Consider the following 26,909-nt stretch of genomic DNA (forward strand, 5'->3'; position numbering starts at 1 on the left):
TATCCTTATGAGTATGCGAGTTAGGATCAACTGTATGCTTACCCTTGCGTTGCGAACGCAGAATAGATTAGTGTCAGTTTCAAAACAAATAACTACTTAGCGAAATGGAGTGTGAGAAAACGAAACACTTTGCGTTTCATACGACTGAATCTGATCATACAATATGCTGTTTTACAGATATTGATGGCAGATGAAGATGCATAATAAAAAGCACTCCGTAAGGAGTGCTTGCATCGATGTATTAAGTTAAATAACTATAATTTTTTGACATAGGTCATTTAGCTTTTAAAATTATTATTTTCAATAAATTTATCAATGATTCATCCAGTTACAACGTTTTATAAATTTCATCTGCAATGAATTTTAATTCTTTTCTCGTAAAATATTGTAAATCGTTACTAAATATAAGATACTCTGATTCATCAACTGATTTTATAACTTTTGGTGATAATAAACTATCTCTATTTTCCTCAATAAATTTTATTAAGTCACTTACTACATAAGTTGGATATTGTTCTAAGTCTTGTTTAGTTTCACAAGTTTTGCAAGTTAAAATATAACTTCTTTCATCTTCACTTCTTTTTATTCATCTCCTTTTTTATGTTTATGTTCTATTAAACCAACTATAGTAACGATAATAATTGCAGTAATAATACCCCAAAATTTATTAAAATCCATTATTAGAGTGATTATAGACATTAATAATAATAATAAAGCATAAACTCTTAGTTTTTTCATAATATTCCTCCGAGTAAAATACTTATACCGTTTAAATATACAGAAATTTAAATATTATATTAACGATATTGTAATCGCTAACAATAAAAAAGTAAAGAAAATTTAATTTTTTATTATCTAGTGAGTGGTGATTGTTATGTAGTAATAAGTTTATTTTTTTATTTAAATAAAGAGTTTATTAAACGACTTTTATTACCTAGAAAAAGATTATACAATTAGAGCTTTAGAATTACAGTTATCAAGATGAGTATGATGGGAAAAATAGAGATTAGAAATGTAGTATTAAAACAGGCTTTTAATACTACATTATAAATTTCAGTATAGTTACTTAATTTAAACATTAACAAATCTTAATATTTGAATTATAAAAATCTTCAATAGTTGTTTTCCAAGAATGATTCATAGTATTCCTCAAAAAGAATTTATGATTACTACAATCATAAATTCTTTTTGAGGCAACATTTTATGAATCATAATTTTTAAAAAATGTTGTCTATTAAATAATCTTGTAGCGTCTGATTATTTCTTTCTATCGCTAATTAAAATATAGGTTGAATAGCCGCTTCAATTTCATATTTTGCAAATAAATCCTTCAAATAATGACAAACTTCTATTTCGTTATCATTAACACTTTGAATTGCCACTAAATCTTTTAAGATATTTATCTTTTCCTGTTGTGTCAGCATAGTTGCCACTCCTTATCCATTATTCTTTATACTCAGTATAATTTCAGTAGTATGAGCATTACCAAACATTATCCTAGTCTGGAGCAGAATCAACTTGATTAACTAAATATTTATTTATAATAAGGAGTTTAATAACTTGATTTTATTACTAACTAGTATTATATTTCAGATATTACTGCTAATTAGTACAATTATTAGGAGATGGATAATTATGTTTAAAAATATAACAATTGCTGGCGGCGGTGTGCTAGGTAGTCAAATCGCCTTTCAAACAGCTTATTTCGGTTATGAAGTGAAACTATACGATATTAACGAAGATGCAGTAAAAGCGGCTGATGAAAAACTTGATAAACTCGTTGCTCGATACACTGAATTTTTCGGAGATCAATCAAAGGCAGAAAACGCAAGAAAGCGTATCAGTACCACAGCTAACTTAGAAGATGCCTTACAAGATTCTGATTTATTAATAGAAGCGATACCAGAGAAAAAAGAAATTAAAGCAGATTTCTATACAAATGTTGCAAAAGTGGCACCTGAAAAAACAATATTTGCTTCAAACTCATCAACGATGGTACCAAGTGACTTTGCTGAATACACAGGAAGACCTGAGAAATTCTTAGCTTTACACTTTGCGAATGAAGTATGGAAAAATAATACCGGAGAAGTGATGGGCCATGCAGGTACTGATAAGAAATATGAAGAAGAAGTATTAAAATTTGCTGAATCAATCGGTCTTATCCCACTTCATGTGTTAAAAGAAACACCTGGATACATCCTTAATTCTATATTAGTACCTTTCTTAGAAGCAGGTAAAAAATTATACGTATCCGGTGTTGCAGATATAGAAACCATCGATAAAACCTGGATGGCTGCAACAGGTATGAGTATGGGACCATTTGGTGCTTTAGACGTCATCGGATTAAATACTGACTACCATATCACATTAGCAAATGCTGAGAAAAATAATGATGAATTATTATTAAAATTTGCCAACTTAATGAAAGAAGAATATATCGATAAAGGAAATCTTGGTGTTTCAACAGGGAAAGGATTCTATACGTACCCTAATCCAAGTTTCAAATCAGAAGACTTTATTGTACGACAAGGACAAGAAAAATAATTTATATTAAAAAAATAACACTTCATTATCATGACATTGCATCATGACGATGAAGTGTTTTTTATCTTTATTAAGAATCGACTTAAAGATCAAACATCTTTATCACTTTATTAGGTGGCATTTGTAAAGGCATGTGATAATGGTCGCATCCCTGCCATTCCAGATATTCTTTAAATTCCTCAAAGGACGCTTCAAAAAATTGTTTAATATCCTTCAATGGATTATCAGATAAGTTCTTTAATGCAATGAGAAACTCAGCCATTTGTGAATCGTAATAACTTCCAGCAGGAAATTTCTCGTTACAACTAAACTCACGATCAGCAAAAGGATAAGGTAATACAAAAAAGCACTCTTTGGAATAATCCAAAGAGTGCTTTAAACATTTCAGTTGAACACAAATTGCTATACAATTTGCGTACCAAATCTGTAAGCGAACAAGTTCGCAACAGCTTTGGCAATTAACGTTTTGAGAATTGTGGTGATTTACGTGCTTTCTTAAGACCTGGTTTTTTACGCTCAAAAATTTTCGATTTTTCATAGTGAATGATATACTTCATTAACATTGATATATCAACGTTTCCTACAATTATTAACATCATACTATTTCATGCAGTTTCTATAAAAGGTATTAATTAGGTATTAAAATTTATGCTGGTCGGCAGTAAAAAATAGTTGATTTTTGTCTATAAATTCATCTTTCTAAGTAAATATCGATAAATAAACATTATACTTCTAAAGAGAAGCAATCATCTCTTCAATTGCTTTATTGAATTGAACTAGTGTATGTTCCTTATTGAAAAGAGGTAGACCCATGACTTTATAATTATTGTTGAATGTATATTTTTACTATAGCCAGAAATGTGGCGACACATTTCTGGAAAATTATTTTATGCTTAAGTTAAAACTACTCAATATAAAATTTATAATTCCAATTGGTATTTAAAGTTTTTCTTATCCATCGTCAAATAGTCTTTAGACTTAAAAATAATGTAACTAGCTATACCATTAGAAAAATTGGTAATGAATAAAGTGATTATGATACCTCTTATATTTTCAGTATTTTCGTTATTAAAACCTCCTAAAACAATCCCAACTATAACAAAAGTATTCATAGCATACCAGCATTATTTTTATATTTTACTTTACTTTTATCTCTTACATAACAGGAATGATTTATAATGAAGTAGAAAATCAAAAATTCAATGCACGCGCAATATTCCACACACTTTTCTTTCTTGTGAGTTTCAGCTTATTCTATATAGCCTTGGGGTTTGGCACGTTCTTTTTAGGCGGAATATTGATTGAACATGCGAATCTGATCAGACAACTGGGTTCTATCCTTATTATTTTCTTCGGGCTTATCATTACCGGCGTGCTTAATTTTAATTTCTTGATGAAAGAGAGGAAATTAAAATTTAAAAACAGACCGTCAGGATTTTTAGGTTCAACTTTAATAGGTATGGCTTTTGGCGCGGGATGGAAGCCATGCAATGGACCGATCATCGGAGCTATTTTCGCAATGAGTGCCAGTGCACCAAACGATGCTTTAATGTTAGTGGTTATTTATTGTCTGCGCTTTGCAATTCCATTCTTTATATTGAGCTTTTTCGTATCTCGTACACGCTGGATGCTGAAATACTCGAATACGATCATGAAAGTTGGTGGGGTTATCATGATATTAATCGGTGTACTTCTGTATTTTGATGGATTGACTCAGATTATCATTTGGCTGCAGCCGTACTTTGGAGATCTTCAAGGCTTCTAATTATGAATACATTAAACGATTTATTTATATAACTTTCATAAAAATGACATATTATTATAAAATTTTTTTAAAAATTTTGTTAAAATTAAATATCAAGGAGGAATCTGGATGAAAAAATATTTAATGCCGGTTTTGATGGGCATAATCTTTATTTTAGCAGGTTGTAGTGATGACTCAGCATCGAACGAATCAAATATTAAAGAAATGGTTTCGGAATTAAGCGCTAGTAATATTGTAGAATCAGCATCTATAAATGATAAAACACTTATTGTTAAAGATAGTGGAGATGAGAATGTCTATACTTTGCCAGACGATGAATTTTTTGTATCTATTGCACCATACATCTCATATACACATCCTTGTGAATTTCATAGCTTAACAGGTTGTCAGGGAGAGCTGATGAATGAAGAGATGGATGTAAAAATTACAGATGAAGATGGAGAAGTTCACGTTGATGAGAAGTTGACTACCCTTGAGAATGGTTTCTTGGATTTTTGGCTGCCAAGAGATAAAAATTACTCTTTAGAAATTAATTATGATGGAAAAAAAGTTGAATCTAATTTTTCAACTTTTGAGAATGACAGCACCTGTCTGACAGATTTACAGCTTAAATAATATTATTAAATGCAGATTACTCAATGCTATTTAGTGTTGTGGAATCTGCATTTTTAATTCAATGTTAAATCTCAGAGTAGCAGTTAATTTATCTTTACTTAGTTTTTAAATACATGTAGTGGATAGTTTCTGCACATATATTTTTTATAATAAACTTAGTAAATTAATAGATTGACAAATAACGATTACAGATGTAAACTTAAATTAATAAATCGATTACAATTGTAGTCTTATTATAATGTAGGAGGGGGAAAGAAATGAATAAAGAAGATAATCATAATCATGCTGAGCACGAAGAAAGTCATCATAACCATGAGGAGAACCATGAATCGCATAATCATAACGGTCACGATCATCATGCACATATGGTGACAGATTTTCGAAATAAATTCTTCATTATCCTGATATTCACAATTCCAATTGTACTTCTATCTCCGATGATTCAAAATTTCATAGGTGTGGATTGGCAATTTACTGGAGATAGTTATATTGTGGCAGCGTTGGCCACGTTCGTTTATTTCTACGGGGGTTGGCCATTCATTAAGGGTGCTTACGATGAATTGAAAAACAAAGAACCAGGCATGATGACATTAATAGCAATGGCGATTTCTGTCGCTTACTTCTATAGTATGGCAGTTGTTTTTGGATTCAATGGGGAAGAAATTTTCTGGGAGTTGGCAACTCTTGTATTAATCATGCTTCTGGGACATTGGATTGAAATGCGATCTATTAACAATGCTTCCAAGGCCCTGGAATCCCTCGCATCATTAATGCCTAATACGGCAAACCGTATCACTGAAAATGGTGAAACAGAAGAAGTTCAGATTGATGATATTAAAGCGGGTGATTTACTATTGGTAAAACCCGGAGAAAAAATGCCGCTGGATGGTAAAATCGTTAAAGGAAAGTCGCAAGTTGATGAATCAATGTTAACGGGTGAATCTGTTCCAGTTGGAAAATCCGTTGATGACGAGGTCATTGGCGGTTCAATAAACAGAGAAGGTTCTCTCACTATTGAAGTAGAGAAACTGATGAATGAATCTTATCTGACACAAGTTATAGATATGGTTAGAGAATCACAACGTACTAAATCGAAAACTCAGGATGTAACTAATAAAGCAGCTAAATGGTTATTCTATATCGCTTTAGCTGCCGGTATTATCACATTTATCGTTTGGATAAGTATCGGAGCAACTATAGATACTGCTATCATGAGATTGGTAACAGTTTTGGTTATTGCTTGTCCTCATGCTTTAGGTCTGGCAGCACCGTTGGTTATTTCAGTATCTACATCCCTTGCTGCAAAGCACGGTTTGTTAATTCGCAAACGTCCACAGTTTGAAAAGGCTCGTAAAATTAACGCTGTGATTTTCGATAAGACGGGTACTTTGACTGAGGGTGAATTTGGTGTTACAGATATACAGACTTTCAATAATATTGAAGAAAATATCCTTTTAAGTTATGCAGCAACAGTAGAAAATGACTCGGAACACCCTATTGCGAGAGGTATACTCAATGAAGCCAAGTTAAAAGAACTTGAATTGCTTGAAATGACAAATTTCAATTCAATTACTGGTGTAGGAATTGAAGGGACGATTGATGATAAACAAGTCAAAGTAGTGAGTCCGGGATATGTACGTAAACAAAAAATAGATTTTGACGATAAGAACTTTAATAAATGGTCAGAACAAGGTAAGACGGTAGTTTTTCTTTTGGTAAACGAAGAATTAGCAGGTGCGATTGCACTGGCAGATAAAATTAAGGAAAGTTCTAAGCAGGCAATTGAACAGCTGCATAAGAGAAATATTAAAGCTATCATGTTGACCGGGGACAATCAGAAAGTAGCAAATTACGTTGCAGAACAAATAGGAATTGATGAGGTTTATGCGGAAGTGATGCCCGATGAGAAAGCCGACAAAGTGACAGAAATCCAAGAACGTGGATTGATCGTTGCAATGACAGGAGATGGCATCAATGATGCACCCGCATTGACTAAAGCAGATGTTGGAATCGCTGTGGGCGCAGGTACTGATATTGCAATAGATAGTGCAGACATCGTTCTAGTTGACAGTAACCCGAAAGATATTCTTGCAATATTCAGCCTATCTAAAAAAACATATAATAAACTGGTACAGAATCTGATTTGGGCAACCGGATATAACGTCATTGCTCTCCCATTGGCAGCAGGAGTACTGGCGCCTTGGGGAATAATACTCAGTCCTGCTGTAGGTGCGATTTTGATGAGTCTCAGTACAATTATCGTAGCAATCAATGCGCAGTTACTGCATAGATTTGAAGTTGAATAACATAAATGCCGACAAATCCTTATTTAAGGATAGTCGGTATTTTAATTCTTTACTGTATGAAATATGAAAGACATCTTAAAAATACTTGAAAAAATTAGAGGTGAAAATATGACCAAAGCAATTGATTCAAATATCACAGATTCCGAATGGGAAGTGATGCGGGTCGTTTGGGCACAAAACAAAACTACGAGTAAAGATATTAGAGATATTATAGAAAATAAAAAGAATTGGAAACCGGCCACGACCAAAACACTTATTGGGAGACTTGTTGATAAAGGCGTATTAAACACAGAAAAGGACGGCAACAAATACATTTATTCAACTAATTTAAAAGAAAGTGACTTTCTCAAAAGTACACTTGAACAAACTTTCGATAATATATGTAATAAAGACATTGGAAAAATTATTGCAGATTTAATTTCAAAATCAACATTAAGCTATATAGATATAGAAGAGTTGGAAAAAGTGTTAGAGATGAAAAAAGAGGATGCAGTTGACGTAGTGCCATGCAATTGTGTTCCAGGTCAATGTAATTGTTAATCAGCAGTAGACAAAATTAATAAATTAAGACAGATAATTGATTTGTTAAATAAAAAATGAAAAAGGGTAAAATACCTACCATGGGTATATTGAAACTTTCGTATAAAATAATATAATAAAATTTTAAGGAGAAATTTATATGTCAAAAGTAACACTTAATGTAGAAGGTATGTCATGTAGGGCTTGCGTTAATAAAGTCGAAGAGAGCGTCGGTCAATTAAATGGCGTTGAATCAGTTAAAGTTCAAATTCCTGAAGGTAAAGTAGATGTAACATTTAATGACAGTACAATTAATTTGGCAGACATCAAAGGTGCTATTCAAAATACCGGCTACGAGATTAAAGAGGATATTGATAAAGAAGATGGTTCTGCGTGTTCATGCTGCAGCTAGTTAATGACAAAAGATTTTAAGAATTTAGAGTATCATCTTTTTATGTCATATTGATTCTATATAATAATTGTAGAAAGAGACCAAGATAAAAAATCCGGCAAATCTTAATTCAAGATTTGCCGGATTTTTTCTTTGTAATCAGGAATCCATGCTTTTATCCTATATTACTATTCACTAATTTATTCCACAGGTGCCAGTTCACTTTCTGTAACCCACTTATGATTCTGCACTTCTTCTTCGGTATCTGTTGTAACAAAATCTACCATATAGACAGTCGTTTCTTCAGCTGAGTCAATCGTGGCTGTTGCACCATCCATGCCTTTCATGTGATCCGCATCCAAGGTCACTTCAGTGCCGGGCTCCAGTGGTGCTTCTCCTGGACCTTCCAATTCTTCATGGATGACCCATTTATGATCTTCGACAGGGTCTCCACCATTCGTAGGTGTGTATGAGACAGTATAGACAGTCGTGTCAAAAGCACCGGAAATTGTTGCTTCAGCACCATCCATACCTTGCATGTGCTCTGCTTCAATAATTGTCCGACTTCCGACTTCATAAGTTGGATTTTCTGCTTCTTTCAAATCTTCAGGCACTTCACCCGAACTGGACATCTCATCGGCTGAATGTTCCATATGACCTCCGGAATCTGATTCCATGTCCATTTCCTCCTCAGATCTAGACTCTGTTTCAGTGCTTTGGCTTTCTTCATTAGGCTGAGTTTCCCCATTACCACAGGCAGCCATTAAAAATACAGCGAATATGGAAAGAAGTCCTAATAATATTTTGTTTTTTACCATGTATATACCCTCCATTTTATTAGTTATACTGAGAACTTTACCAATAATTTTTGCAGTTTACGTGCAGATTCAATGAAAAATAAATGTATTTAATCAAGAATAATATTACCGACTTGACATATTGGATTTCAATTTAAAGGTTTATTAACCGTGGATGATATCTCAGCGCTTCCTTCAAATCTGCACGAAAAATCGATATTTAAATAATAAAATCTATAAAGAGAGTAGCGAATATAATCATGATACCAAGAAAATTAATAATTAATAATATAATATTATCATCTATATTTTTAGCGGGATGTGGTAAAATCACTCATGTAACTTCGAGTTACCCTTTAAATTTTAAAAGTCTTGACGGTCAGGTGTTATACTTAGTCATACATTTTTCAGACTAAAACTTCGTTGCAGCTGCTACCTCTGCTAGATTATTTTATCAAAAGATAGTGGAGATGAAAGATGATGGTATTTTGTATGTTGCAATCAATCCGCAGAATGAAGATGAGTTAGCAATCTAGACTATAAACAGAAATAGTTATGTGTCTAATGACGGATCATAAGAATAGTGGAAGAAAATTTTAGTTATGGGCAAAGTAAAATAAGCTGAATTATTCATAATAAAAATACTACTTTTCTATATAATATGACTTATGAACAAAATGATAAGATGATATATTACGATTTATACTGTTGCAGAAAACTGAGGAGGCTTTTATGTTCAATAAATTAGCTTTAAAAATCGGACTTTTGTTTTTTCTGGTGATTCTTATTATTGAAATCATATTATTCTATATCCTATATACAAATCTGGTCGCTGATCGTGTGGAGGAAGTGATGGGGGATTTATTGGCTCGGGGGAATACACACAGAGACGTATTAGAAGAAAACTATACAACCACGACACTGGAGCATGTTGCTATTATGGAGTCAGAATCAGATTTTATTGCGGTGATAACAGATGAGAATGGAAAAGTAATCATCAGTTCTGATCCAGTTGAACCAGAAATGAAAACTGTCATTGAACATACTGATTATGATGAAATACCACAAGAAGGAGCCATTCTGAAATCAAATTGGTCAGAAGAAAAATATGTCTCTACAGACAGCCCACTTACTTTTAACGAAACACATAGCGGGCATGTTTTCATGTTCGCTGAAAGTGATAGCATCGAACGGATTATTGATCATCTCAGCCATAAGTTTTGGCTTGTCGGCCTATTGACTTTGCTTCTGACTGTTATAACGGTGTTTATTCTTTCCAAAGTTATTACCCAACCGGTATTGAGGATGAAAAAAGCGACAGAACAATTAAGTAGAGGCAATCATAACGTGGAATTGTATACACATCGAAAAGATGAGCTTGGAGATTTGGCGACTTCGATTACTTTGCTGTCGCAAGATCTGGAACGTTTAAAAAACGAGAGAAATGAATTTTTAGGGAGTATATCGCATGAGCTACGAACACCTTTAACCTATATGAAAGGGTATACGGATATTATTAGCAGAAAAGAAATATCCACGACGGACAGGAATAGATACATTAAAATCATTCAGGAAGAAACAGAGCATTTAGCAGACCTGATAAAAAATCTGTTTGAATTAGCCAAAATCGATCATAATAAATTTGCCATCACAAAAGAGAGGGTAGTATTTAGCGCTTTGATTGAGACGATTTTAGCACGAATCCGTCCAGCGCTCAATGAAAAAAAGATAGAGCTTTTCTTTCATTGTCCGGACAACTTGGTTGTTCTGGCAGATCCCGAAAGAATTCAACAAGTTATATTGAATATATTAGATAATGCAATAAAGTATACTCCCGAGAAAGGCCATATCACAATTGAAGTTATTCAAAATAAAAATGAAATTTTAACAACTATTTCAGATACAGGAGAAGGAATCCCAGAAGAAGATATACCCTTTATATTCGATCGACTGTATCGTTCTGAAAAGTCTAGATCCCGGGTAAGCGGAGGGTCTGGTCTCGGGCTGACAATCGCTAAAGAAATTGTGGAGTTGCATGGTGGCGAGATTGAAGTAGACAGTACACTCGGCAAGGGAACTGTTTTCGTCATATCTTTAAAGAAGGAGAATGTAAATGAATAAAGTGCTGTTAATCGACGATGAAGAGAGAATGCTGGAACTGTTGACATTGTACTTGAAACCCTATCCTTATTTTTGTCGAAAAGCAATAGGTGCAAAAGCAGGGCTTAAGTATGTTAAAGAAGAGAAATTTGACATTATTCTACTGGATGTCATGATGCCTGAAATGAATGGATGGGAAGTATGTAAAGAAATACGGCAATACTCAGATGTACCCATTATCATGGTGACTGCACGTGAGCAGAAAGAAGATATTGTAAAAGGCCTCAAACTGGGTGCAGATGACTATATCACAAAACCTTTTAATGAAGAAGAATTGGTTGCAAGAATGGATGCATTACTAAGAAAAACAAGACCTATCAACCGAATTGAAATCGAAGGACTTTTATGGGACGAAGATCAGTTTGAACTATCTTATAAAAAACAACTTGTAAAATTAACACCAAAAGAATTTGCAATCATTGGATTACTCATGAAAAATCCGGGAAGGGTATTTTCTAGAAATCAATTGATCGATCTAGTGTGGGGTATGCATTCTGAAACGGAAGGACGTACTGTGGATTCTCACGTTAGAAATATGCGGAAAAAAATTCGGGAAGTCGGCTTTCCGATGGATGATTACTTGCACACTGTGTGGGGCGTTGGTTACAAATGGATTAAAAATTAAAACACATTTCAATATTAAAACGTGAGACTGATTGCTTTTGTTCGATTAATAAGAAAAGCCATGCCTGGATTATTAGATGGCATGGCATTTTGTCTATAAAGTTTTATTCTAAGCAATTTCCTTACAAGCTTCTGCACATTTGAAGCACGCTTCTGCACATTTCTGGCAGTGTTCGTGGTCGTGTTTCTGACATTCATTTCCGCAAGCTTCGCAAATCTTGGCGCATACCGCTGCTAAATCAGAAGCAAATAGTGTACCTCTCATTAATGCTTGTTCCAGAAATGCACAGATATCTGCACATTCACGGTCCAGACGGATGCAATCCGCCATCATACTTACGTCCTCTTCTCTCAAACACGCATCGTAGCAGTGGTTACAGGCTTCCATACATTCATGTAACGTCTGAATCAGTTGTTGGTGTTGTTCATGAGCCATTGTAAATCCCTCCTATAGAATAAAATCACTTACATTGATTAAATTCCCCTACACTCCGTATTATAAACCGATATTGGTAAAATCCATAGAAAATGCACATAATTTTAGTAATGATTGTCCTTCTCCACTTATTCAATAATGTAATTCGCCTAGAAAAATCAAAAAATAGTTCCTTTTTTATTATTAGATTGAAGATTTGGATCTTATTCTACTTTAACCTGTCCCATCATCCCATTGTCCTCATGTTCAAGTATGTGACAGTGGAACATATATATGCCTTTATTTTTAAACTGAATGGCAATTTTCACAGTTTCATCCGGGGCAACGGAAAAACTATCTTTCCAGCCTCTTTCGTTCTCAGGTGGTGCTTCTCCATTCCTGGAAAGGATTTTAAACTGAGCACCATGGATGTGGAACGGGTGAATCATGCCGCCCATCATGTCTGGTTTATTATAGATTTCCCATACTTCGGTGACACCTTGTTCCTGCGTAAAATCAATTCTTTCAGGGTCAAATTTTTTACCATTTATCGTTACCATATCCATCATGCCAAAAAGTTCAATTTCTTTTGTTACTGGTAAATTCTTTTCTTCTTCCGTAACTGAAAAGTCATTCATTTCATCAGGTATATCTATGGTCTTACCTGTTTGATCTGTGATTTCAAAAGGTAAGAGCGTGGTACCTTCTTCGTTTACTAGAGCAATCTCTTCATTAGTTTTAACTTGTGAGAAGTCAATAACTATTTCGGCCCGTTCTGAAGGCGTGAGTGTGATTTCTTGCATTGAAACCTGTTCATTTAAAAATCCGCCGTCCGTTGCGACTTGTACAAAAGCATCTCCTGTATTTAGTTTAACGGTGTAGTTTCTTGCATTTGAGCCATTTAAAAGTCGAAGCCTTACTTTTTCTTTATCTACAGTTAATTTTGGATTTAATGTTCCATTAATTAATGATGTATCTCCGACAGTGCCATCTTCATTTGCTGTTGCTTTATAATTCAACTGTTTTTCGTCATCAAAGACTCTGTCCTGGAAAATGAGAGGAATATCATTTTCTCCATATTCACTTGGTAACTCGAGATTTTTTGAATTTTGGTCCTCGATATAAATTAACCCAGCAAGTCCGTTGTACACTTGTTCAGAGGTTTTTCCTTCCGGGTGGGGATGGAACCACAATGTGGCAGCTTCCTGTGTCACTTCAAATTCAATAGTACTCTCTTCGCCTGGCTCCAATACATTGTGTGGACCACCATCGTCATTCCCTGGCACTTCCAATCCATGCCAGTGAAAAGTGGTATTTTCATTGAGTTCATTGATTAAGTTTATTTTCACAGTATCTCCTTTTTCAAATTGAAGCATGGGACCTAGAAACGAGCCATTATAACCATATGTTTTTGTTTGAACGCCATCAAATATTTCTGTTTCTCCTTTTTGCGCGCGTATTGTATACTCAGTTCCTTTGTTGCTGTCGCTTTTGAGTACAGGGGGGATATTCAGTTCATTCTCTCCTGTCGAATCAATTAGACTTACCACATCATCATGATCCATATGACCATTACCCATGGAACCATTATTCATTTCTCCTTCACTGGAGGAGTTATTCATATTTTCTTCCATAGAATTTTCATTGTCCTCATTCATATTCATCTCTTCATTTGAATCCTTTCCATTGTTAGTATCTTCTACAGATGCTTCTCCGTCATTGCTTGTACAAGCTGATAAAACAATGACCATCATCAGAGAAAACAAGCTTACCAATAAGTTTTTTTTCATACTTTACAATCCCTTCTTTCTCCTTTTAATAAAGAACTTGTCATTCCTTTATGTATTAGACTAGATTATAATTTTCGAGAATTCGTGCATAAAATGAGTATTTAATATGACAAAAAATACATGCAAGATTAAGTTCAAAAAACGACCGTTTTATGTACTATTTAGACTTAATCATAAATTCATAAGTTAGTAATAAACACTTGTTACAACCACCGAAAACTAAAGCTTCATATAGATGGCTTGACGTAGACAAAAATACAATTAGCATTCTTAAAAAATGGAAAATTGAACAAAAGAACTTATATGAAGAATTTGGTTTTAAAATCAGTAGTGATGATCAACAACCAATATTTACTACTTATCATCAAAAGCTCCATAAAATGAATTACATGAGAGTGTCTACACCAAATGATAAATTAGAAGCTTTTTTTGGCATGCACAAAGAACTTCACAAAATTAAAATTCATGGGTTTAGACACACTCATGCTTCATTTTTATTTGAAGCAGGTGCGACTATTAAAGAAGTACAATCAAGATTAGATCACAGTGACATTAAAACTACAATGGATATTTACACTCATATAACGACTTCATCTAGAAAAAGATTGGCTGAAAAGTTCCAAAATCACATTGATTTTTAAAACAATTTCATAAAAGGGCATTAAAGGGGTATTAATTTTTCCTACAACACACAAAAAAGCACCTCTCGAAATTTCTTCGAGAAGTGCTTGTAGCCCTTGATATATAAGGGATATTAACGTTTAGAGAATTGTGGTGATTTACGTGCTTTCTTAAGACCTGGTTTTTTACGCTCTTTCATACGTGGGTCACGTGTTAAGAGTCCAGCTCTTTTAAGCTCTGCACGGTATTCTGGGTTTGCTTCTAGTAAAGCACGTGCAATTCCGTGACGGATTGCTTGCGCTTGTCCAGTGAATCCACCACCGTGAACGTTTACTAATACATCGTAGTTACCTTCTGTTTCAGTAACTGCGAATGGTTGACTTAAATCTAAGATTAAACTTTCAAATGGAAGGTAATCTCTCATATCGCGATTGTTAATCGTAACTTTACCTTCGCCTGGTACTAAACGTACTCGAGCTACTGAGTGCTTACGACGTCCAGTTCCTCTGTATTCTACTTTAGCCAAATTCATTTACCTCCTATTATCCTTAACCACGTAACTCGTAGTTTTCAGGTTGTTGTGCCGCATGTGGATGCGTATCTTCAGCGTATACGAATAATTTCTTAGCTTGTGCTGTACCTAAAGTTGTTTTAGGTAGCATGCCTCTGATTGATTTTTCAAGAAGACGTGTTGGGTTCTTCTCTCTTAATTCACCAGCAGTGATTTCTTTAATTCCACCTGGATGTCCAGTGTGTTTGTAATATACTTTGTCTGCTGCTTTGTTTCCTGTTAATTCAATTCCACCAGCGTTAACGATGATTACATAGTCACCGCAGTCAGCGTGTGGCGTGTAAGTTGCTTTATGTTTACCACGTAAGATTGTTGCTACTTCTGTAGAAAGACGACCAAGTGTCTGACCAGCAGCATCAATTACGTACCATTTACGCTCAATGTTTGACTCGTTCGCCATAAATGTTTGACGCATACTTAAATCCTCCCAATAATTATCAATTTCATGATTTCTAAATTTGTTAAGTTATATCTATCCATAGATAAGTTTCCGGGGCTTATCAGTGTGTGATATAATTTTATACCGTTGTTTATTGTAACTCAAAAACCGTATGTTTGTCAATGTTTCTCAAGGTTTTCTTCTAAATAATCTTCAAGTTCTTGGATATTTAGAAACGTGCGTTCTAAGTACAACCCATCCGGGGGTGCCGTGATCGGTATTAGCGTTCGATCTTGTGATTCTATTATTTTCAAAGTGTCACTTGGCTTCCGCTTCAATTCTCCAATTTCAAACAAGTACGCCACAATGATACGCACCATGTTATAGAGAAATCCGGATCCGGTGATTACAATATCTAGTCCATCATTAGTCTCTTCGATTTCAAGCTCGTAAATATGTCGAACTTTATAATCGATGACCGCTTTCGCACTAGAAAATGATGTGAAGTCATGTGTACCTAAAAAATACTTCGCCGCTTCTCTCATCGCTTCGATATCCAGGTCTTTATCGATATGTGCTTTAAGTCCGTTATAGAACGGATTCTTCGCGGTCTGGTAAATGCTATAGCGGTACGTCTTTCCTTTAGAGTCGTAGCGTACGTGATAGTCCTCACTGACTTCAAATGTCTCCGTAATCGCAATATCTTTAGGCATTTTACTGTTTAAGATAAAAGCCCACTTCTCCGCGGGTATATTTAATTCTGTGTCAAAGTGCGCATATTGTTCTTTCGCGTGTACTCCTTTGTCGGTGCGTGATGCAGGATGGATTCTTGTGAATGTCTTATGAATATAGGAGAGCGCCGATTCGATTTCTCCTTGAACCGTGCGCCCTTCGTCTTGATGCTGCCATCCGTTAAAGTTTAACCCGTTATACTGGATTTTCATTAAAATTCTCATGTGCGTAACCACCACACAAGTACGCCAAACAGAATAACTACGATAATTCCAATCGTGTCCTTCAGCGTCCACTTTAATACTCTAAAGCTCGTACGTCCTTCGCCACCCGTGTAGCCACGGACTTCCATTGCAATTGCCATATCTTCTGCACGTTGGAATGCGGATACAAATAGCGGTATAATGATGGGCAGTAACGCCTTGATACGATCTTTCACTTTACCTGTCATGAATGTGGATCCTCTAGAGCTCTGCGCCTTAATGATTTTATCCGTCTCATCCATCAATGTTGGAATGAATCTCAGACTAATTGACATCATCATCGCAATCTCATGTACCGGTACTTTGAATTTCTTCAGTGGATGTGCCATCTTTTCAATCGCATCTGTCAGAGAAATTGGACTCGTTGTCAGTGTCATAATCGTCGTGATTACAACGAGCATTACAAGTCTAATACCGATAAATACTCCCTTCACGATACCTTCAGATTCGATTGTGAACCACCCAGCATCGATGAGGACTGTACCACCCTTTGTTAAGAATAGGTGCATCAGGAATGTAAATATTAATAATACAAAAACAATTTTTAATCCTTTAACTACAAATATTGGATTGAGTTTTGCAAGGACAAGTATGAACAGCACAAACAATATTAATGACAGATATGTCACTGTATTGTTCGCCATAAAAACGACCACCATAAATAGAATCGTCATGATGATCTTGGCACGCGGGTCCATTCTGTGAACCACAGAATTTCCAGGTATATATCTCCCAAGTATCATAGAACTAAGCATCACGAAGCCTCCATTCTACGATAAACTCATCAATACTCTTTGGTATCGGATCAATGACATGTCCTTTTTTCTCTAAGTCGTGAGAGAGCCTAACAACGTCTGGAAGATTTAGACTGTATCGTTCTAATACTGCTTGATTTGTTAAAATCTCTTCTGTTAGACCACTTTCAACAATGTGTCCTGCTTCAAGTATTCTAACCTCATCTGTGTACTCAAACACATCATTCATGTCATGTGTGACAAGTATAATTGTGAGATTCAACTCTTTACGCAAGCGTTTGAATAAGTCCATCGTTTCTCTATGACTCGATGGGTCAAGTCCAGCCGTAGGTTCATCGAGTATCAACACTTTCGGCTCCATCGCTAAGATGCCAGCTAATGCCACTTTCCTCATCTGTCCACCCGACAAATCGAAAGGAGACTTTTCATAAAGTGCGGGATCTACATGCAACTCTTTTAGATAGTGTAACGCACGCGTCTTCGCCTTTTCTTCACTCACGCCCATATTCATAGGTCCAAACATTACGTCCTTTAGCACAGTTTCTTCAAAGAGCTGGTGCTCAGGGAATTGGAACACAATTCCAATGTGTTTACGCACTTCGTGAATCATCTTATACTTTGTCTTTCTCTTTAACTCAAAATCATCGATTTTTACAATACCTGTCGTGGGCAATATCAAGCCGTTCAGAAGTTGAACTAAAGTCGATTTACCGCTACCCGTTTGTCCAACGATACCGTAGAACTGACCTGATTTAAACTCTGTCGTAATATTCTTCAGCGCGTTGTACTGAAACGGTGTCTTTGGTTGATACGTTACTGACACATCTTCAATTAAAATATTCATAGACGCTGAACCACCTCTTCATACGACATATATGCACCGTCACAAAGTGCTTTCGACAATTTAATATTGTACGGCAGCTCAAGATTAGAAGACACGAGTATATCTGTATCTTCATAAACCTCTCTTACGGTCCCCTCGTTAACAACATGACCTTTTCTTAAGATAAAGACATAATCACTGTCTTCAATTTCACGTAAATCATGTGTGATGTAAAGAATTGTAGTATCTCTTTCAGCGTGAATCTTCTTAAGTATTGAAAGGACTTCTTTTCTACCATCTGGATCTAGCATAGACGTCGCTTCATCCATGATTAACACATCCGGATTTGTAACAAGCGCACCAGCAATTGCTACACGTTGCTTTTGACCACCGGATAGTCGATGAGGTTCATGGTTTCTAAATTCCCACATACCGACTTCTTTAAGTGCACTCTCAACCTTCTCTACCATTGTTTCATGTGGAACACCTAAGTTCTCTAATCCGAAGGCGACATCGTCTATAACAGTCGCTCCAACAAACTGGTTATCTGGGTTCTGGAAGACGATAGAGAACCTTCTCTGTAATTCGAGAGGATTGTCTTTATCTACTGGCTTACCATCTATGAAGATATCACCACTTGTTGGACGTAAGATACCCATAATGATTTTTACTAGCGTACTCTTACCTGAACCATTATGTCCTAAAATCGAGACGAAACTGCCTCGCTTAAAATCGATGGAAATATGATTCAAGGCATATGCATCATCGTTATGATATTTGTAAGTAATGTCTCTTAAAGAAATCATATTTCCACCTCAAAATTTATATGTATAAAAAAAGCGCGTACCCTGCAAAGAGTCGCGCAATTCATTGTTTTGCAGGATACTTAAGAGCTAGACAGAAAAGGGAATACTCCCCCTCTATCGTAACACTCATACTGCTTTATTAGTCGAAGTATTAAGCACCCTCAACAAATTCGATAATTACAAGTTCTGCACCGTCACCACGACGTTTACCTAACTTCTTAATGCTTGTGTAACCACCTTGACGGTCACTAAAGCGTGGAGCGATATCGTCGAATAATTTTTGAAGTGCAAATGTAGTCGAACCGTCTTCGTTTAAAATTTTAACATCTTGTACTGTTTGCCCAGCACGACGTCTAGCAGCAATGTCGCCACGTTTACCTAAAGTAACTAAACGGTCTACTACTTTACGTAATTCTTTCGCACGATCTTCAGTAGTCGTAATACGTTCATTTACGATTAAAGAAGTAGCTAAGTTTCTTAACATTGCTTTTCTGTGCGCTGAGTCGCGGCCTAGTTTTCTTAATGCCATTCTAGTTTGACCTCCTTTTTAGTCTTCTTGGCGTAATGCCAATCCTAAATCATCAAGTATATTTTTCACTTCATCTAAAGACTTACGTCCTAGATTACGTACTTTCATCATGTCTTGTTCAGTTTTGTCGATTAGCTCTTGAACTGAGTTGATACCCGCACGTTTCAAGCAGTTATATGAACGTACTGAAAGATCGAGGTTTTGTGCTTCATCAGTTAAATCAACGAAAATGTTTAAGTGTTCAGTAAGGATTTTCGCACCAAGTGAAACTGCTTCAAGTGGTGTAATTGAACCATCTGTCCACACATCAAGTGTTAATTTATCGAAGTCTGCATTTTGACCTACACGCGTATTTTCTACTGTATAGTTCACACGCTCAACTGGTGTGTAAATAGAATCTACTGGGATTACCCCAATTGGTAAGTCGCTTCTGTTGTTCACGTCAGCTAATGCGTAACCACGTCCGCGTCCTGCTACCATACGTATTTTGAGTGATCCGCCTTTCGCTATAGTAGCGATTTTAAGATCTCTGTTCAAGATTACACCTTCACCATTCACATCAATTTCAAGTGTCTTTTCTTCTTCAGAGTAAATCTTTAAAGCAAGACTCTTAATGTTTGTGATGATTGTCGTTACATCTTCTACTACGTTTTCGATAGTTGAGAATTCATGAAGTACGTTTTCTAATTCTACTGTTTTTACAGCCGCACCAGGTAATGATGATAAAAGAATGCGACGTAAGGAGTTCCCAAGTGTTGTTCCATATCCTCTTTCAAGAGGTTCTACAACAAACTTACCAAACTTAGAATCTTCCGATAGCTCTACTGTTTCAATTCTAGGTTTTTCGATTTCTATCATTGTTAACTTTTTCCTCCCTTTTAACGCCGTTATTTTCTAGTTATGCTGTGATACTAATAAAGTATATTATACGCGACGACGTTTCGGTGGACGACAACCGTTGTGTGGTACTGGAGTTACGTCTTTGATAGCAGTAATCTCAAGTCCAGCAGATTGTAGTGCACGGATCGCAGCTTCACGTCCAGCACCTGGGCCTTTAACTGTTACTTCAACAGTTTTAAGTCCATGTTCCATAGCTGCTTTAGAAGCAGTTTCTGAAGCCATTTGAGCAGCGAATGGAGTTGATTTCTTAGAACCTCTAAATCCTAACGCTCCTGCAGATGACCATGAAAGAGCATTACCGAAGTCATCAGTAATCGTTACAATTGTGTTGTTGAATGTAGAACGGATATGTGCAATACCTGATTCAACATTCTTTTTTACTCTACGCTTAGCACGAGATTGTTGTTTACGAGCCATTATGATCCTCCTTTACTTATTGCTTACTTTTTCTTGTTCGCTATTGTTTTCTTAGGACCTTTACGCGTTCTTGCGTTGTTTTTCGTGTTTTGTCCACGAACTGGTAGTCCACGACGGTGACGCATACCTCTGTATGATGCGATTTCCATTAAACGTTTAATGTTTAAGTTCGTCTCACGACGTAAGTCACCTTCGATTTTGTAAGTGTCTACTACTTCACGAATTTTGTTTAATTCGTCATCTGTTAAATCTTTTACACGAGTGTCTTCGCTTACTCCAGCTTTTTCTAAGATAGTTTTAGCCGTTGTATTTCCGATCCCGTAGATATATGTTAATGAGATTACTACGCGTTTGTCGCGTGGTACGTCTACACCTGCAATACGTGCCATTCATTACACCTCCGAATTATTATTACCCTTGACGTTGTTTGTGTTTAGGGTTTTCACAGATTACCATTACTCTACCTTTACGACGAATAACTTTACATTTTTCGCACATTGGTTTTACTGATGGTCTAACTTTCATTGTGTTACCTCCTCAATAGTTGGAGTCCTATTACTTGAAACGATAAGTGATTCTTCCACGAGTTAAGTCATATGGTGACATTTCAACTGTTACTTTATCGCCAGGAAGGATTCGTATATAGTTCATACGGATTTTACCAGAAACATGAGCTAAAATCTCATGTCCGTTTTCTAGTTCTACTTTGAATTGTGCGTTAGGTAATGTTTCATTTACAATACCTTCTAATTCAATTACGTTTTGTTTACTCACTTCATATTCCTCCTTTACAGTTTAACTTGTGTTTCTTCAGGTGAGAGTTTTCACTCATCATTCGAAAGGACCCATTCCTACGACATTCACCTAAAGAACTGTAAGGTGAATATTATAGTTTCTCTAGTACTTTGTTGATATCATCGAACACTTCGTCAATATCTTGTGAACCGTTCACTCTAGATAAGACACCTTGTGATTCGTAGAAATCAAGAAGTGGCTGTGTTTGCTTAATGTTCACTTCAAGTCTATTTTGAACTGTCTCTGGGTTATCATCTTCACGTTGATAGAGTTTTCCACCATCTAAGTCACATATACCTTCTTGCTTAGGTGGGTTAAACACTAAATGGTACGCTGTACCACAAACTTCACAAATACGACGACCTGTTAAACGGTTCATTAATTCCTCTTCAGGAACATCTACGTAGATTGTGCTTTCGATCTTAGATCCAAGCTCATCCATGATTTCGTTAAGCGCTTCTGCCTGTTGAACAGTTCTTGGGAAGCCATCTAAAAGGAAGCCATCTTTAGCGTCACTTTCAGATAATCTCTCTTTAACAATTCCAACAGTTACCTCATCTGGAACGAGTTCTCCTCTATCCATATAAGACTTCGCTTCATTTCCAAGTGGAGTTTCGTTTTTAATTGCTAAACGGAACATGTCTCCAGTAGAAATATGAGGTATTGGGTATTTTTTGATAATTTCTGCAGCTTGTGTACCTTTACCAGCTCCAGGTAATCCCATGATTACGATATTCATTAAATATCCTCCTACTTATCTTCTACCATGTTTATGTCTTCTAAAACCACGATACTCTTGTTGGCTTGCTTGAGCTTCTAGTTGCTTCATAGTCTCAAGTGCAACCCCGATCACGATGAGTAAACTTGTACCACCGACTTGAATCGATTGTGGCAAGTCCATAAATCTAGTGACTAGAAGTGGTAGGATTGCAATAAACGCTAAGAATAGTGATCCTACAAATAATAATCTGTACAACACAGATGTAATGTAGTTTTGAGTGTTCTTTCCTGGTCTAATACCTGGAATGTAACTTCCTTGATCTTTCAAGTTATCTGCCATTTTTTCCGGGTTAACTTGTACGAATGAATAGAAGTACGCGAACAGAATAATCAATACAAGATAAACAATCATCCCAATGTTTGAAACTGGATTCGCCATTTCAGCGAGTTTCGTTGCCCAAGCTTGATCTTGGAAAAACAGTGAAAGTGATTGTGGCAACATTAAGAATGCCATTGCAAAGATTACTGGAATAACCCCAGCAGGGTTAACTTTAAGTGGTAGGAACGTCGCTTGTGGTGCAAGCATCTGCTGTCTACCAGTACCTCTTGCGTATTGAATCGGAATTTTACGAATTGCTTGCAATACGTAAACCGAGAATGCCGTAAGAAGTAATAATACGATAACTAAGATTGCAGCTTTCAATACTGCCATCGTTGTATCTGTTGCCATACCAAATTGTTGTTGATAGTACTGAATCAATGCGCTTGGCAGTGATGCTAAGATACCTGCGAAGATAATGATTGAAATACCATTACCTACACCTTTTTCTGTGATTTCTTCACCAACCCACAGTAGGAACGCGGTACCTGTTGTAAGTACTAACGCAATTAACAGATATGACGTTACAGAGTTATCTGTAATTAGACTGCCACCAAACATTTTGTTAAATGCGAATGACATTCCAATAGATTGAATGAACGCAAGGATAATTGTAAAGTAACGCGTAAACTGAGCCAGTTTACGACGACCTACTTCACCTTGACGCGCCCATTCAGCGAATTTTGGCACTACATCCATCTGAAGTAGTTGAACTACAATCGATGCTGTGATGTAAGGCATAATACCCATGGCAAATATAGAGAAGTTCTTCAGCGCTCCTCCACCAAAGGTATTCATTAAATCTAATACTCCACCTTGCTCTTGCGCATTAAATACGCCTGGATCTACCCCAGGAACCGGTATATAAGTCCCCAATTTAAATACGATAAGCATTGCTAATGTGAATAAAATCTTAGCTCGAATCTCTTTAATCTTGAAGAAATTTGATACGCTACTGATCAATTAGATCACCTCTACAGTGCCGCCTTGTGCTTCAATCGCTTCTTTCGCAGAGTTAGAGAATTTGTTAGCTTTAACAGTTAACTTAACCTCTAATTCACCGTTACCAAGAATTTTAACCCCAGCAGAACGTCCTTTAACTAGACCTGATTCAATTAATAATTCAGGTGTAACTTCAGTTCCAGCTTCAAAACGGTTTAAATCGCTTAGATTAACGACTGAGTACTCTTTACGGTTGATATTTGTGAAACCACGCTTAGGAATAGAACGGAATAATGGTAATTGACCACCTTCGAATACTAAACCTACGCCACCACCAGAACGAGCGTTTTGTCCTTTGTGACCGCGTCCAGAAGTTTTACCGTAACCAGAAGATGAACCGCGTCCTACACGCTTACGTGATTTACGAGCACCTTCAACTGGTTTAAGTTCGTGTAATTTCATTGTCGCACCTCCTATTTTATAATATCTATTAGATTTCTTCTACTTTTACTAAGTGACTTACTTTATTAACTTGTCCTCTAAGTTGAGGAGTGTCTTCAAGTTCAACGAAAGAGTTGATCTTTCTAAGACCTAAAGAACGCACAGTTTGTCTTTGCGTTTCAGGTTTAGCGATAACACTTTTTACGAGGGTTACTCTAACTTTTGCCATGTTTGTCTCTCCCCCTTAATTTAAGATCTCTTCTACAGTTTTTCCACGAAGTTTTGCAACAGATTCTACATCTTTAAGTTCAGTAAGACCTTCCATTGTTGCACGAACTACGTTAATTGGAGTGTTCGCTCCTAATGATTTACTTAAGATATCTGTAACACCTGCTAGTTCTAGTACGGCACGTACCGGTCCACCTGCGATTACCCCTGTACCAGGAGCAGCTGGTTTCATAAATACGTTACCTGAGCTGAATCTACCGTTAATTTCGTGTGGAATAGTTCCATCAACAATTGGTACTTCAACAAGGTTTTTCTTAGCAGCCTCGATTGCTTTTTTGATTGCTTCAGGTACTTCTTGTGCTTTACCTTGACCAAATCCAACGCGGCCTTTTTTATCTCCAACTACTACTAAAGCTGAGAAGCGGAAACGTCTACCACCTTTAACAACTTTAGCAATACGGTTGATCGTTACTACGCGTTCTTCAAACTCTTTAACTTCTTTTTCTCTACGATTATCTCTACGAGCCATTAGATTGTTAACCTCCTTCGATTAGAATTTTAATCCATTTTCACGTGCTGCTTCTGCTAAAGCTTCAACACGTCCATGGTATAAGTAACCTCCGCGGTCGAATACTACTGATTCTACGCCAGCTTCTTTCGCGCGAGTTGCGATTAATTTACCAACTTCAGCTGCTGCTTCAACGTTTGATCCAACTTTTAGGTCTAGATCTTTATCTTGTGTAGAAGCGCTCGCTAATGTTTTGTTATTTACGTCGTCAATCACTTGTGCATAGATGTTTTTGTTTGAACGATAAACGTTTAAACGTGGTCTTTCAGCAGTTCCTGAAATTGTATTACGCACACGGAAATGTCTTTTACGACGCACTTGATTTTTATCAATCTTTGCGATCATTTAAGCTCCTCCTCACTTATTTATTATTTACCAGTTTTACCTTCTTTACGACGAACATATTCGTCTTTATAGCGAATACCTTTACCTTTATATGGTTCAGGTGGACGTACAGCACGAATGTTTGAAGCAAGAGCTCCTACTTCTTCTTTGTTGATTCCTTCAACTTTAACATTTGTGTTTCCATCAACAGTGATTGTTAAGTCTTTGCTAGATTCGAATTCAACTGGGTGAGAAAGTCCTACACTTAATACTAATTTGTTACCTTGCATTTGTGCACGGTACCCTACCCCAACAAGTTCAAGTTCTTTAACGAAACCTTCGCTGACACCTTGAATCATGTTGTTGATTAGTGAGCGTGTCGTTCCGTGAATTGAACGGTGCTCTTTAGAGTCTGTTGGACGTTCTACAGTTAGTGTATTGTCTTCTAATTTATAATTTAAATCTGAATTGAATGTGTTTGTTAATTCACCCTTAGGGCCTTTTACAGTGAAAGTACTTCCGTTGATGTCTACTGTAACACCAGCTGGGATGTCGATCACACGTTTACCAATACGGCTCATTCATGGCACCTCCTATATTAATTATTACCAAACGTAAGCGAGAACTTCTCCACCAACGTTTTTATTACGAGCTTCTTTATCAGTAAGTACACCTTCAGATGTAGAGATTAAAGCAACCCCTAATCCGTTAAGTACTTTTGGTAATTCGTCTCTTTTCGCGTAAACACGTAATCCAGGTTTAGAGATTCTCTTAAGACCTGTGATAACACGTTCGTTGTTGCTTCCGTATTTAAGGAAAACTCGGATAATACCTTGTTTATCATCCTCTACGTATTCAACATTTTTTACAAAACCTTCATTTTTAAGAATTTCAGCGATCTCTTTTTTAATGTTAGAAGCTGGAATTTCTAATGATTCATGTCTAACAATGTTCGCATTTCTGATGCGTGTTAGCATATCTGCAATTGGATCTGAAACTGTCATTTAAAATTGCCTCCTTTCGAAATATATAACCTACCAGCTAGCTTTTTTAACGCCAGGAATTTGACCTTTATATGCTAGTTCACGGAAACAGATACGGCAAAGTTTGAATTTGCGAAGTACTGAGTGTGGACGACCGCATCTTTCGCAGCGTGTATATTCTCTAACTTTAAACTTTTGTGGTTTTTGCTGTTTAGCAATCATTGATTTTTTAGCCACCCGATTTGCCTCCTTTTATTTTTGGAACGGCATACCGAATTGTGTTAACAGCTCACGAGCTTCTTCATCTGTGTTAGCTGTAGTTACAATAACGATATCCATACCTCTTACTTTAGATACTTTATCATAATCGATTTCTGGGAAAATTAATTGCTCTTTAATCCCAAGAGTGTAGTTACCGCGACCATCGAATGCTTTCTTAGAAACACCTCTGAAGTCTCTTACACGTGGTAATGAAACTGCAATAAGTTTGTCTAGGAAGTCGTACATTCTTTCTCCACGTAATGTAACTTTTGCTCCGATTGGCATACCTTCACGTAAACGGAAAGTTGCAATTGATTTTTTAGCTTTTGTAATTTGTGGTTTTTGACCTGTAATTTGAGTAAGTTCTTCAACAGCATTGTCTAAAACTTTAGCGTTTTGTACAGCGTCACCTACACCCATATTTACTACGATTTTATCGATTTTAGGTGCTTGCATTACTGAACTATAGTTAAACTTTTTAACTAGCTCATCTTTAATTGTTTCGTTGTATTTATCTCTTAAACGAATCACTTATGTTGTCCTCCT

The 26,909-nt window shown here is 36.2% G+C and carries 38 protein-coding genes; 9 read left to right on the forward strand and 29 right to left on the reverse strand.

Annotated features, from left to right (window positions below):
- Positions 1–582 precede the first annotated feature (582 nt).
- Together IEU51_RS05225 and IEU51_RS05230 are read right to left on the reverse strand one after the other, a co-directional pair.
- Complete coding sequence (locus tag IEU51_RS05225; RefSeq protein ID WP_188349285.1) at positions 583–738, reverse strand: hypothetical protein; 156 nt, start codon at positions 736–738, stop codon at positions 583–585.
- 539 nt (positions 739–1,277) lie between these two features.
- Entirely contained in the window at positions 1,278–1,424 is a 147-nt protein-coding gene (locus tag IEU51_RS05230) for a hypothetical protein (protein WP_188349286.1), read from the reverse strand.
- Between the two features lie 211 nt (positions 1,425–1,635).
- Here IEU51_RS05230 and IEU51_RS05235 point away from each other — a divergent pair, with 211 nt between their 5' ends.
- Positions 1,636–2,544, forward strand: a complete 909-nt coding sequence (locus tag IEU51_RS05235) for a 3-hydroxyacyl-CoA dehydrogenase (RefSeq protein ID WP_408634879.1) — start codon at positions 1,636–1,638, stop codon at positions 2,542–2,544.
- A gap of 82 nt (positions 2,545–2,626) precedes the next feature.
- On the opposite strand, the gene IEU51_RS05240 is transcribed toward IEU51_RS05235, so the two are convergent.
- On the reverse strand, positions 2,627–2,911 hold the full coding sequence (locus tag IEU51_RS05240; protein ID WP_186086458.1) for a hypothetical protein: 285 nt from the start codon (positions 2,909–2,911) through the stop codon (positions 2,627–2,629).
- A 91-nt stretch (positions 2,912–3,002) separates the two neighbouring features.
- Positions 3,003–3,143, reverse strand: coding sequence for a 30S ribosomal protein S9 (rpsI, locus tag IEU51_RS09275; protein ID WP_208455157.1), 141 nt, complete (start codon positions 3,141–3,143; stop codon positions 3,003–3,005).
- Between the two features lie 665 nt (positions 3,144–3,808).
- On the opposite strand from rpsI (IEU51_RS09275), the gene IEU51_RS05250 reads away from it, so the two are divergent.
- From IEU51_RS05250 to IEU51_RS05270, 5 genes are all read left to right on the forward strand, one after another.
- Positions 3,809–4,309: a cytochrome c biogenesis protein CcdA gene (locus IEU51_RS05250; RefSeq protein ID WP_456299539.1), complete on the forward strand. Its 501-nt coding sequence runs from the start codon at positions 3,809–3,811 to the stop codon at positions 4,307–4,309.
- Positions 4,310–4,417: 108 nt separating this feature from the next.
- Entirely contained in the window at positions 4,418–4,924 is a 507-nt protein-coding gene (locus IEU51_RS05255; protein WP_186086452.1) for a CueP family metal-binding protein, read from the forward strand.
- A 257-nt stretch (positions 4,925–5,181) separates the two neighbouring features.
- On the forward strand, positions 5,182–7,230 hold the full coding sequence (locus tag IEU51_RS05260) for a copper-translocating P-type ATPase (RefSeq protein ID WP_186086449.1): 2,049 nt from the start codon (positions 5,182–5,184) through the stop codon (positions 7,228–7,230).
- A 63-nt stretch (positions 7,231–7,293) separates the two neighbouring features.
- Positions 7,294–7,770, forward strand: a complete 477-nt coding sequence (locus IEU51_RS05265) for a CopY/TcrY family copper transport repressor (protein ID WP_371807486.1) — start codon at positions 7,294–7,296, stop codon at positions 7,768–7,770.
- Positions 7,771–7,909: 139 nt separating this feature from the next.
- The gene (locus tag IEU51_RS05270; protein ID WP_051220549.1) at positions 7,910–8,161 is read left to right on the forward strand and encodes a copper ion binding protein; all 252 of its coding nucleotides are present in this window, start codon (positions 7,910–7,912) and stop codon (positions 8,159–8,161) included.
- A 179-nt stretch (positions 8,162–8,340) separates the two neighbouring features.
- Here IEU51_RS05270 and IEU51_RS05275 read toward each other — a convergent pair whose 3' ends face one another.
- Positions 8,341–8,958 (reverse strand): YdhK family protein, encoded by a 618-nt coding sequence (locus IEU51_RS05275; RefSeq protein WP_096077704.1) that lies wholly within the window; start codon positions 8,956–8,958, stop codon positions 8,341–8,343.
- Positions 8,959–9,669: 711 nt separating this feature from the next.
- Here IEU51_RS05275 and IEU51_RS05280 point away from each other — a divergent pair.
- Both IEU51_RS05280 and IEU51_RS05285 read left to right on the forward strand, forming a co-directional pair.
- Positions 9,670–11,058 (forward strand): HAMP domain-containing sensor histidine kinase, encoded by a 1,389-nt coding sequence (locus IEU51_RS05280; RefSeq protein ID WP_186086446.1) that lies wholly within the window; start codon positions 9,670–9,672, stop codon positions 11,056–11,058.
- Positions 11,051–11,722 (forward strand): response regulator transcription factor, encoded by a 672-nt coding sequence (locus IEU51_RS05285; RefSeq protein ID WP_186086443.1) that lies wholly within the window; start codon positions 11,051–11,053, stop codon positions 11,720–11,722. Before IEU51_RS05280 ends, IEU51_RS05285 begins: the two co-directional genes overlap by 8 nt.
- Before the next feature lie 108 nt (positions 11,723–11,830).
- On the opposite strand, the gene IEU51_RS05290 is transcribed toward IEU51_RS05285, so the two are convergent.
- Both IEU51_RS05290 and IEU51_RS05295 read right to left on the reverse strand, forming a co-directional pair.
- The gene (locus IEU51_RS05290) at positions 11,831–12,157 is read right to left on the reverse strand and encodes a four-helix bundle copper-binding protein (RefSeq protein ID WP_186086440.1); all 327 of its coding nucleotides are present in this window, start codon (positions 12,155–12,157) and stop codon (positions 11,831–11,833) included.
- Between the two features lie 203 nt (positions 12,158–12,360).
- A complete protein-coding gene (locus IEU51_RS05295) occupies positions 12,361–13,926 on the reverse strand; it encodes a multicopper oxidase family protein (RefSeq protein WP_229713873.1) in 1,566 nt (521 codons plus the stop codon).
- 200 nt (positions 13,927–14,126) lie between these two features.
- On the opposite strand from IEU51_RS05295, the gene IEU51_RS05300 reads away from it, so the two are divergent.
- Positions 14,127–14,567 (forward strand): tyrosine-type recombinase/integrase, encoded by a 441-nt coding sequence (locus IEU51_RS05300; RefSeq protein WP_186086437.1) that lies wholly within the window; start codon positions 14,127–14,129, stop codon positions 14,565–14,567.
- Positions 14,568–14,680: 113 nt separating this feature from the next.
- On the opposite strand, the gene rpsI (IEU51_RS05305) is transcribed toward IEU51_RS05300, so the two are convergent.
- From rpsI (IEU51_RS05305) to rplE, 22 genes are all read right to left on the reverse strand, one after another.
- On the reverse strand, positions 14,681–15,073 hold the full coding sequence (rpsI, locus tag IEU51_RS05305) for a 30S ribosomal protein S9 (RefSeq protein ID WP_229713875.1): 393 nt from the start codon (positions 15,071–15,073) through the stop codon (positions 14,681–14,683).
- A gap of 22 nt (positions 15,074–15,095) precedes the next feature.
- The gene (gene rplM / locus IEU51_RS05310) at positions 15,096–15,533 is read right to left on the reverse strand and encodes a 50S ribosomal protein L13 (RefSeq protein ID WP_186086431.1); all 438 of its coding nucleotides are present in this window, start codon (positions 15,531–15,533) and stop codon (positions 15,096–15,098) included.
- Between the two features lie 143 nt (positions 15,534–15,676).
- A complete protein-coding gene (truA, locus tag IEU51_RS05315) occupies positions 15,677–16,453 on the reverse strand; it encodes a tRNA pseudouridine(38-40) synthase TruA (RefSeq protein ID WP_186086428.1) in 777 nt (258 codons plus the stop codon).
- The gene (locus IEU51_RS05320; RefSeq protein WP_186086425.1) at positions 16,450–17,247 is read right to left on the reverse strand and encodes an energy-coupling factor transporter transmembrane component T family protein; all 798 of its coding nucleotides are present in this window, start codon (positions 17,245–17,247) and stop codon (positions 16,450–16,452) included. The genes truA and IEU51_RS05320 overlap by 4 nt, the downstream gene beginning before the upstream one ends.
- Positions 17,240–18,091, reverse strand: a complete 852-nt coding sequence (locus IEU51_RS05325; protein WP_186086422.1) for an energy-coupling factor transporter ATPase — start codon at positions 18,089–18,091, stop codon at positions 17,240–17,242. The genes IEU51_RS05320 and IEU51_RS05325 overlap by 8 nt, the downstream gene beginning before the upstream one ends.
- Entirely contained in the window at positions 18,088–18,876 is a 789-nt protein-coding gene (locus tag IEU51_RS05330; protein ID WP_186086419.1) for an energy-coupling factor transporter ATPase, read from the reverse strand. The genes IEU51_RS05325 and IEU51_RS05330 overlap by 4 nt, the downstream gene beginning before the upstream one ends.
- A gap of 151 nt (positions 18,877–19,027) precedes the next feature.
- Positions 19,028–19,405 carry a 50S ribosomal protein L17 gene (gene rplQ / locus IEU51_RS05335; protein WP_186076661.1) on the reverse strand — a complete coding sequence of 126 codons (378 nt, stop codon included), beginning with the start codon at positions 19,403–19,405 and terminating at the stop codon, positions 19,028–19,030.
- A gap of 18 nt (positions 19,406–19,423) precedes the next feature.
- Complete coding sequence (locus IEU51_RS05340) at positions 19,424–20,263, reverse strand: DNA-directed RNA polymerase subunit alpha (protein ID WP_188349287.1); 840 nt, start codon at positions 20,261–20,263, stop codon at positions 19,424–19,426.
- A 66-nt stretch (positions 20,264–20,329) separates the two neighbouring features.
- Positions 20,330–20,722 (reverse strand): 30S ribosomal protein S11, encoded by a 393-nt coding sequence (gene rpsK, locus IEU51_RS05345; protein WP_186086414.1) that lies wholly within the window; start codon positions 20,720–20,722, stop codon positions 20,330–20,332.
- Positions 20,723–20,745: 23 nt separating this feature from the next.
- A complete protein-coding gene (rpsM, locus tag IEU51_RS05350; protein ID WP_186086399.1) occupies positions 20,746–21,111 on the reverse strand; it encodes a 30S ribosomal protein S13 in 366 nt (121 codons plus the stop codon).
- Between the two features lie 22 nt (positions 21,112–21,133).
- Positions 21,134–21,247, reverse strand: a complete 114-nt coding sequence (gene rpmJ, locus IEU51_RS05355; protein ID WP_014116882.1) for a 50S ribosomal protein L36 — start codon at positions 21,245–21,247, stop codon at positions 21,134–21,136.
- 30 nt (positions 21,248–21,277) lie between these two features.
- Positions 21,278–21,496: a translation initiation factor IF-1 gene (gene infA / locus IEU51_RS05360; RefSeq protein ID WP_186076651.1), complete on the reverse strand. Its 219-nt coding sequence runs from the start codon at positions 21,494–21,496 to the stop codon at positions 21,278–21,280.
- Between the two features lie 112 nt (positions 21,497–21,608).
- Positions 21,609–22,256: an adenylate kinase gene (locus IEU51_RS05365; protein ID WP_186086396.1), complete on the reverse strand. Its 648-nt coding sequence runs from the start codon at positions 22,254–22,256 to the stop codon at positions 21,609–21,611.
- 15 nt (positions 22,257–22,271) lie between these two features.
- Positions 22,272–23,579, reverse strand: a complete 1,308-nt coding sequence (gene secY, locus IEU51_RS05370) for a preprotein translocase subunit SecY (protein ID WP_186086395.1) — start codon at positions 23,577–23,579, stop codon at positions 22,272–22,274.
- Positions 23,580–24,020, reverse strand: coding sequence for a 50S ribosomal protein L15 (gene rplO / locus IEU51_RS05375; protein WP_186086392.1), 441 nt, complete (start codon positions 24,018–24,020; stop codon positions 23,580–23,582).
- A 28-nt stretch (positions 24,021–24,048) separates the two neighbouring features.
- Positions 24,049–24,228 carry a 50S ribosomal protein L30 gene (gene rpmD, locus IEU51_RS05380; protein WP_186086389.1) on the reverse strand — a complete coding sequence of 60 codons (180 nt, stop codon included), beginning with the start codon at positions 24,226–24,228 and terminating at the stop codon, positions 24,049–24,051.
- Between the two features lie 15 nt (positions 24,229–24,243).
- Positions 24,244–24,756 (reverse strand): 30S ribosomal protein S5, encoded by a 513-nt coding sequence (gene rpsE / locus IEU51_RS05385; protein ID WP_186086386.1) that lies wholly within the window; start codon positions 24,754–24,756, stop codon positions 24,244–24,246.
- 21 nt (positions 24,757–24,777) lie between these two features.
- Positions 24,778–25,140, reverse strand: coding sequence for a 50S ribosomal protein L18 (rplR, locus tag IEU51_RS05390; RefSeq protein WP_186086383.1), 363 nt, complete (start codon positions 25,138–25,140; stop codon positions 24,778–24,780).
- Between the two features lie 23 nt (positions 25,141–25,163).
- Positions 25,164–25,700 (reverse strand): 50S ribosomal protein L6, encoded by a 537-nt coding sequence (gene rplF, locus IEU51_RS05395; RefSeq protein WP_186086380.1) that lies wholly within the window; start codon positions 25,698–25,700, stop codon positions 25,164–25,166.
- 24 nt (positions 25,701–25,724) lie between these two features.
- Complete coding sequence (gene rpsH, locus IEU51_RS05400; protein ID WP_186076636.1) at positions 25,725–26,123, reverse strand: 30S ribosomal protein S8; 399 nt, start codon at positions 26,121–26,123, stop codon at positions 25,725–25,727.
- 30 nt (positions 26,124–26,153) lie between these two features.
- Positions 26,154–26,339, reverse strand: coding sequence for a type Z 30S ribosomal protein S14 (locus IEU51_RS05405; protein ID WP_183672995.1), 186 nt, complete (start codon positions 26,337–26,339; stop codon positions 26,154–26,156).
- Positions 26,340–26,354: 15 nt separating this feature from the next.
- Complete coding sequence (rplE, locus tag IEU51_RS05410; protein ID WP_186086377.1) at positions 26,355–26,894, reverse strand: 50S ribosomal protein L5; 540 nt, start codon at positions 26,892–26,894, stop codon at positions 26,355–26,357.
- Positions 26,895–26,909: the final 15 nt, after the last annotated feature.

Origin of the sequence: Phocicoccus schoeneichii (assembly GCF_014635565.1) — a bacterium.
GTDB classification, from domain to species: Bacteria; Bacillota; Bacilli; order Staphylococcales; family Salinicoccaceae; genus Phocicoccus; species Phocicoccus schoeneichii.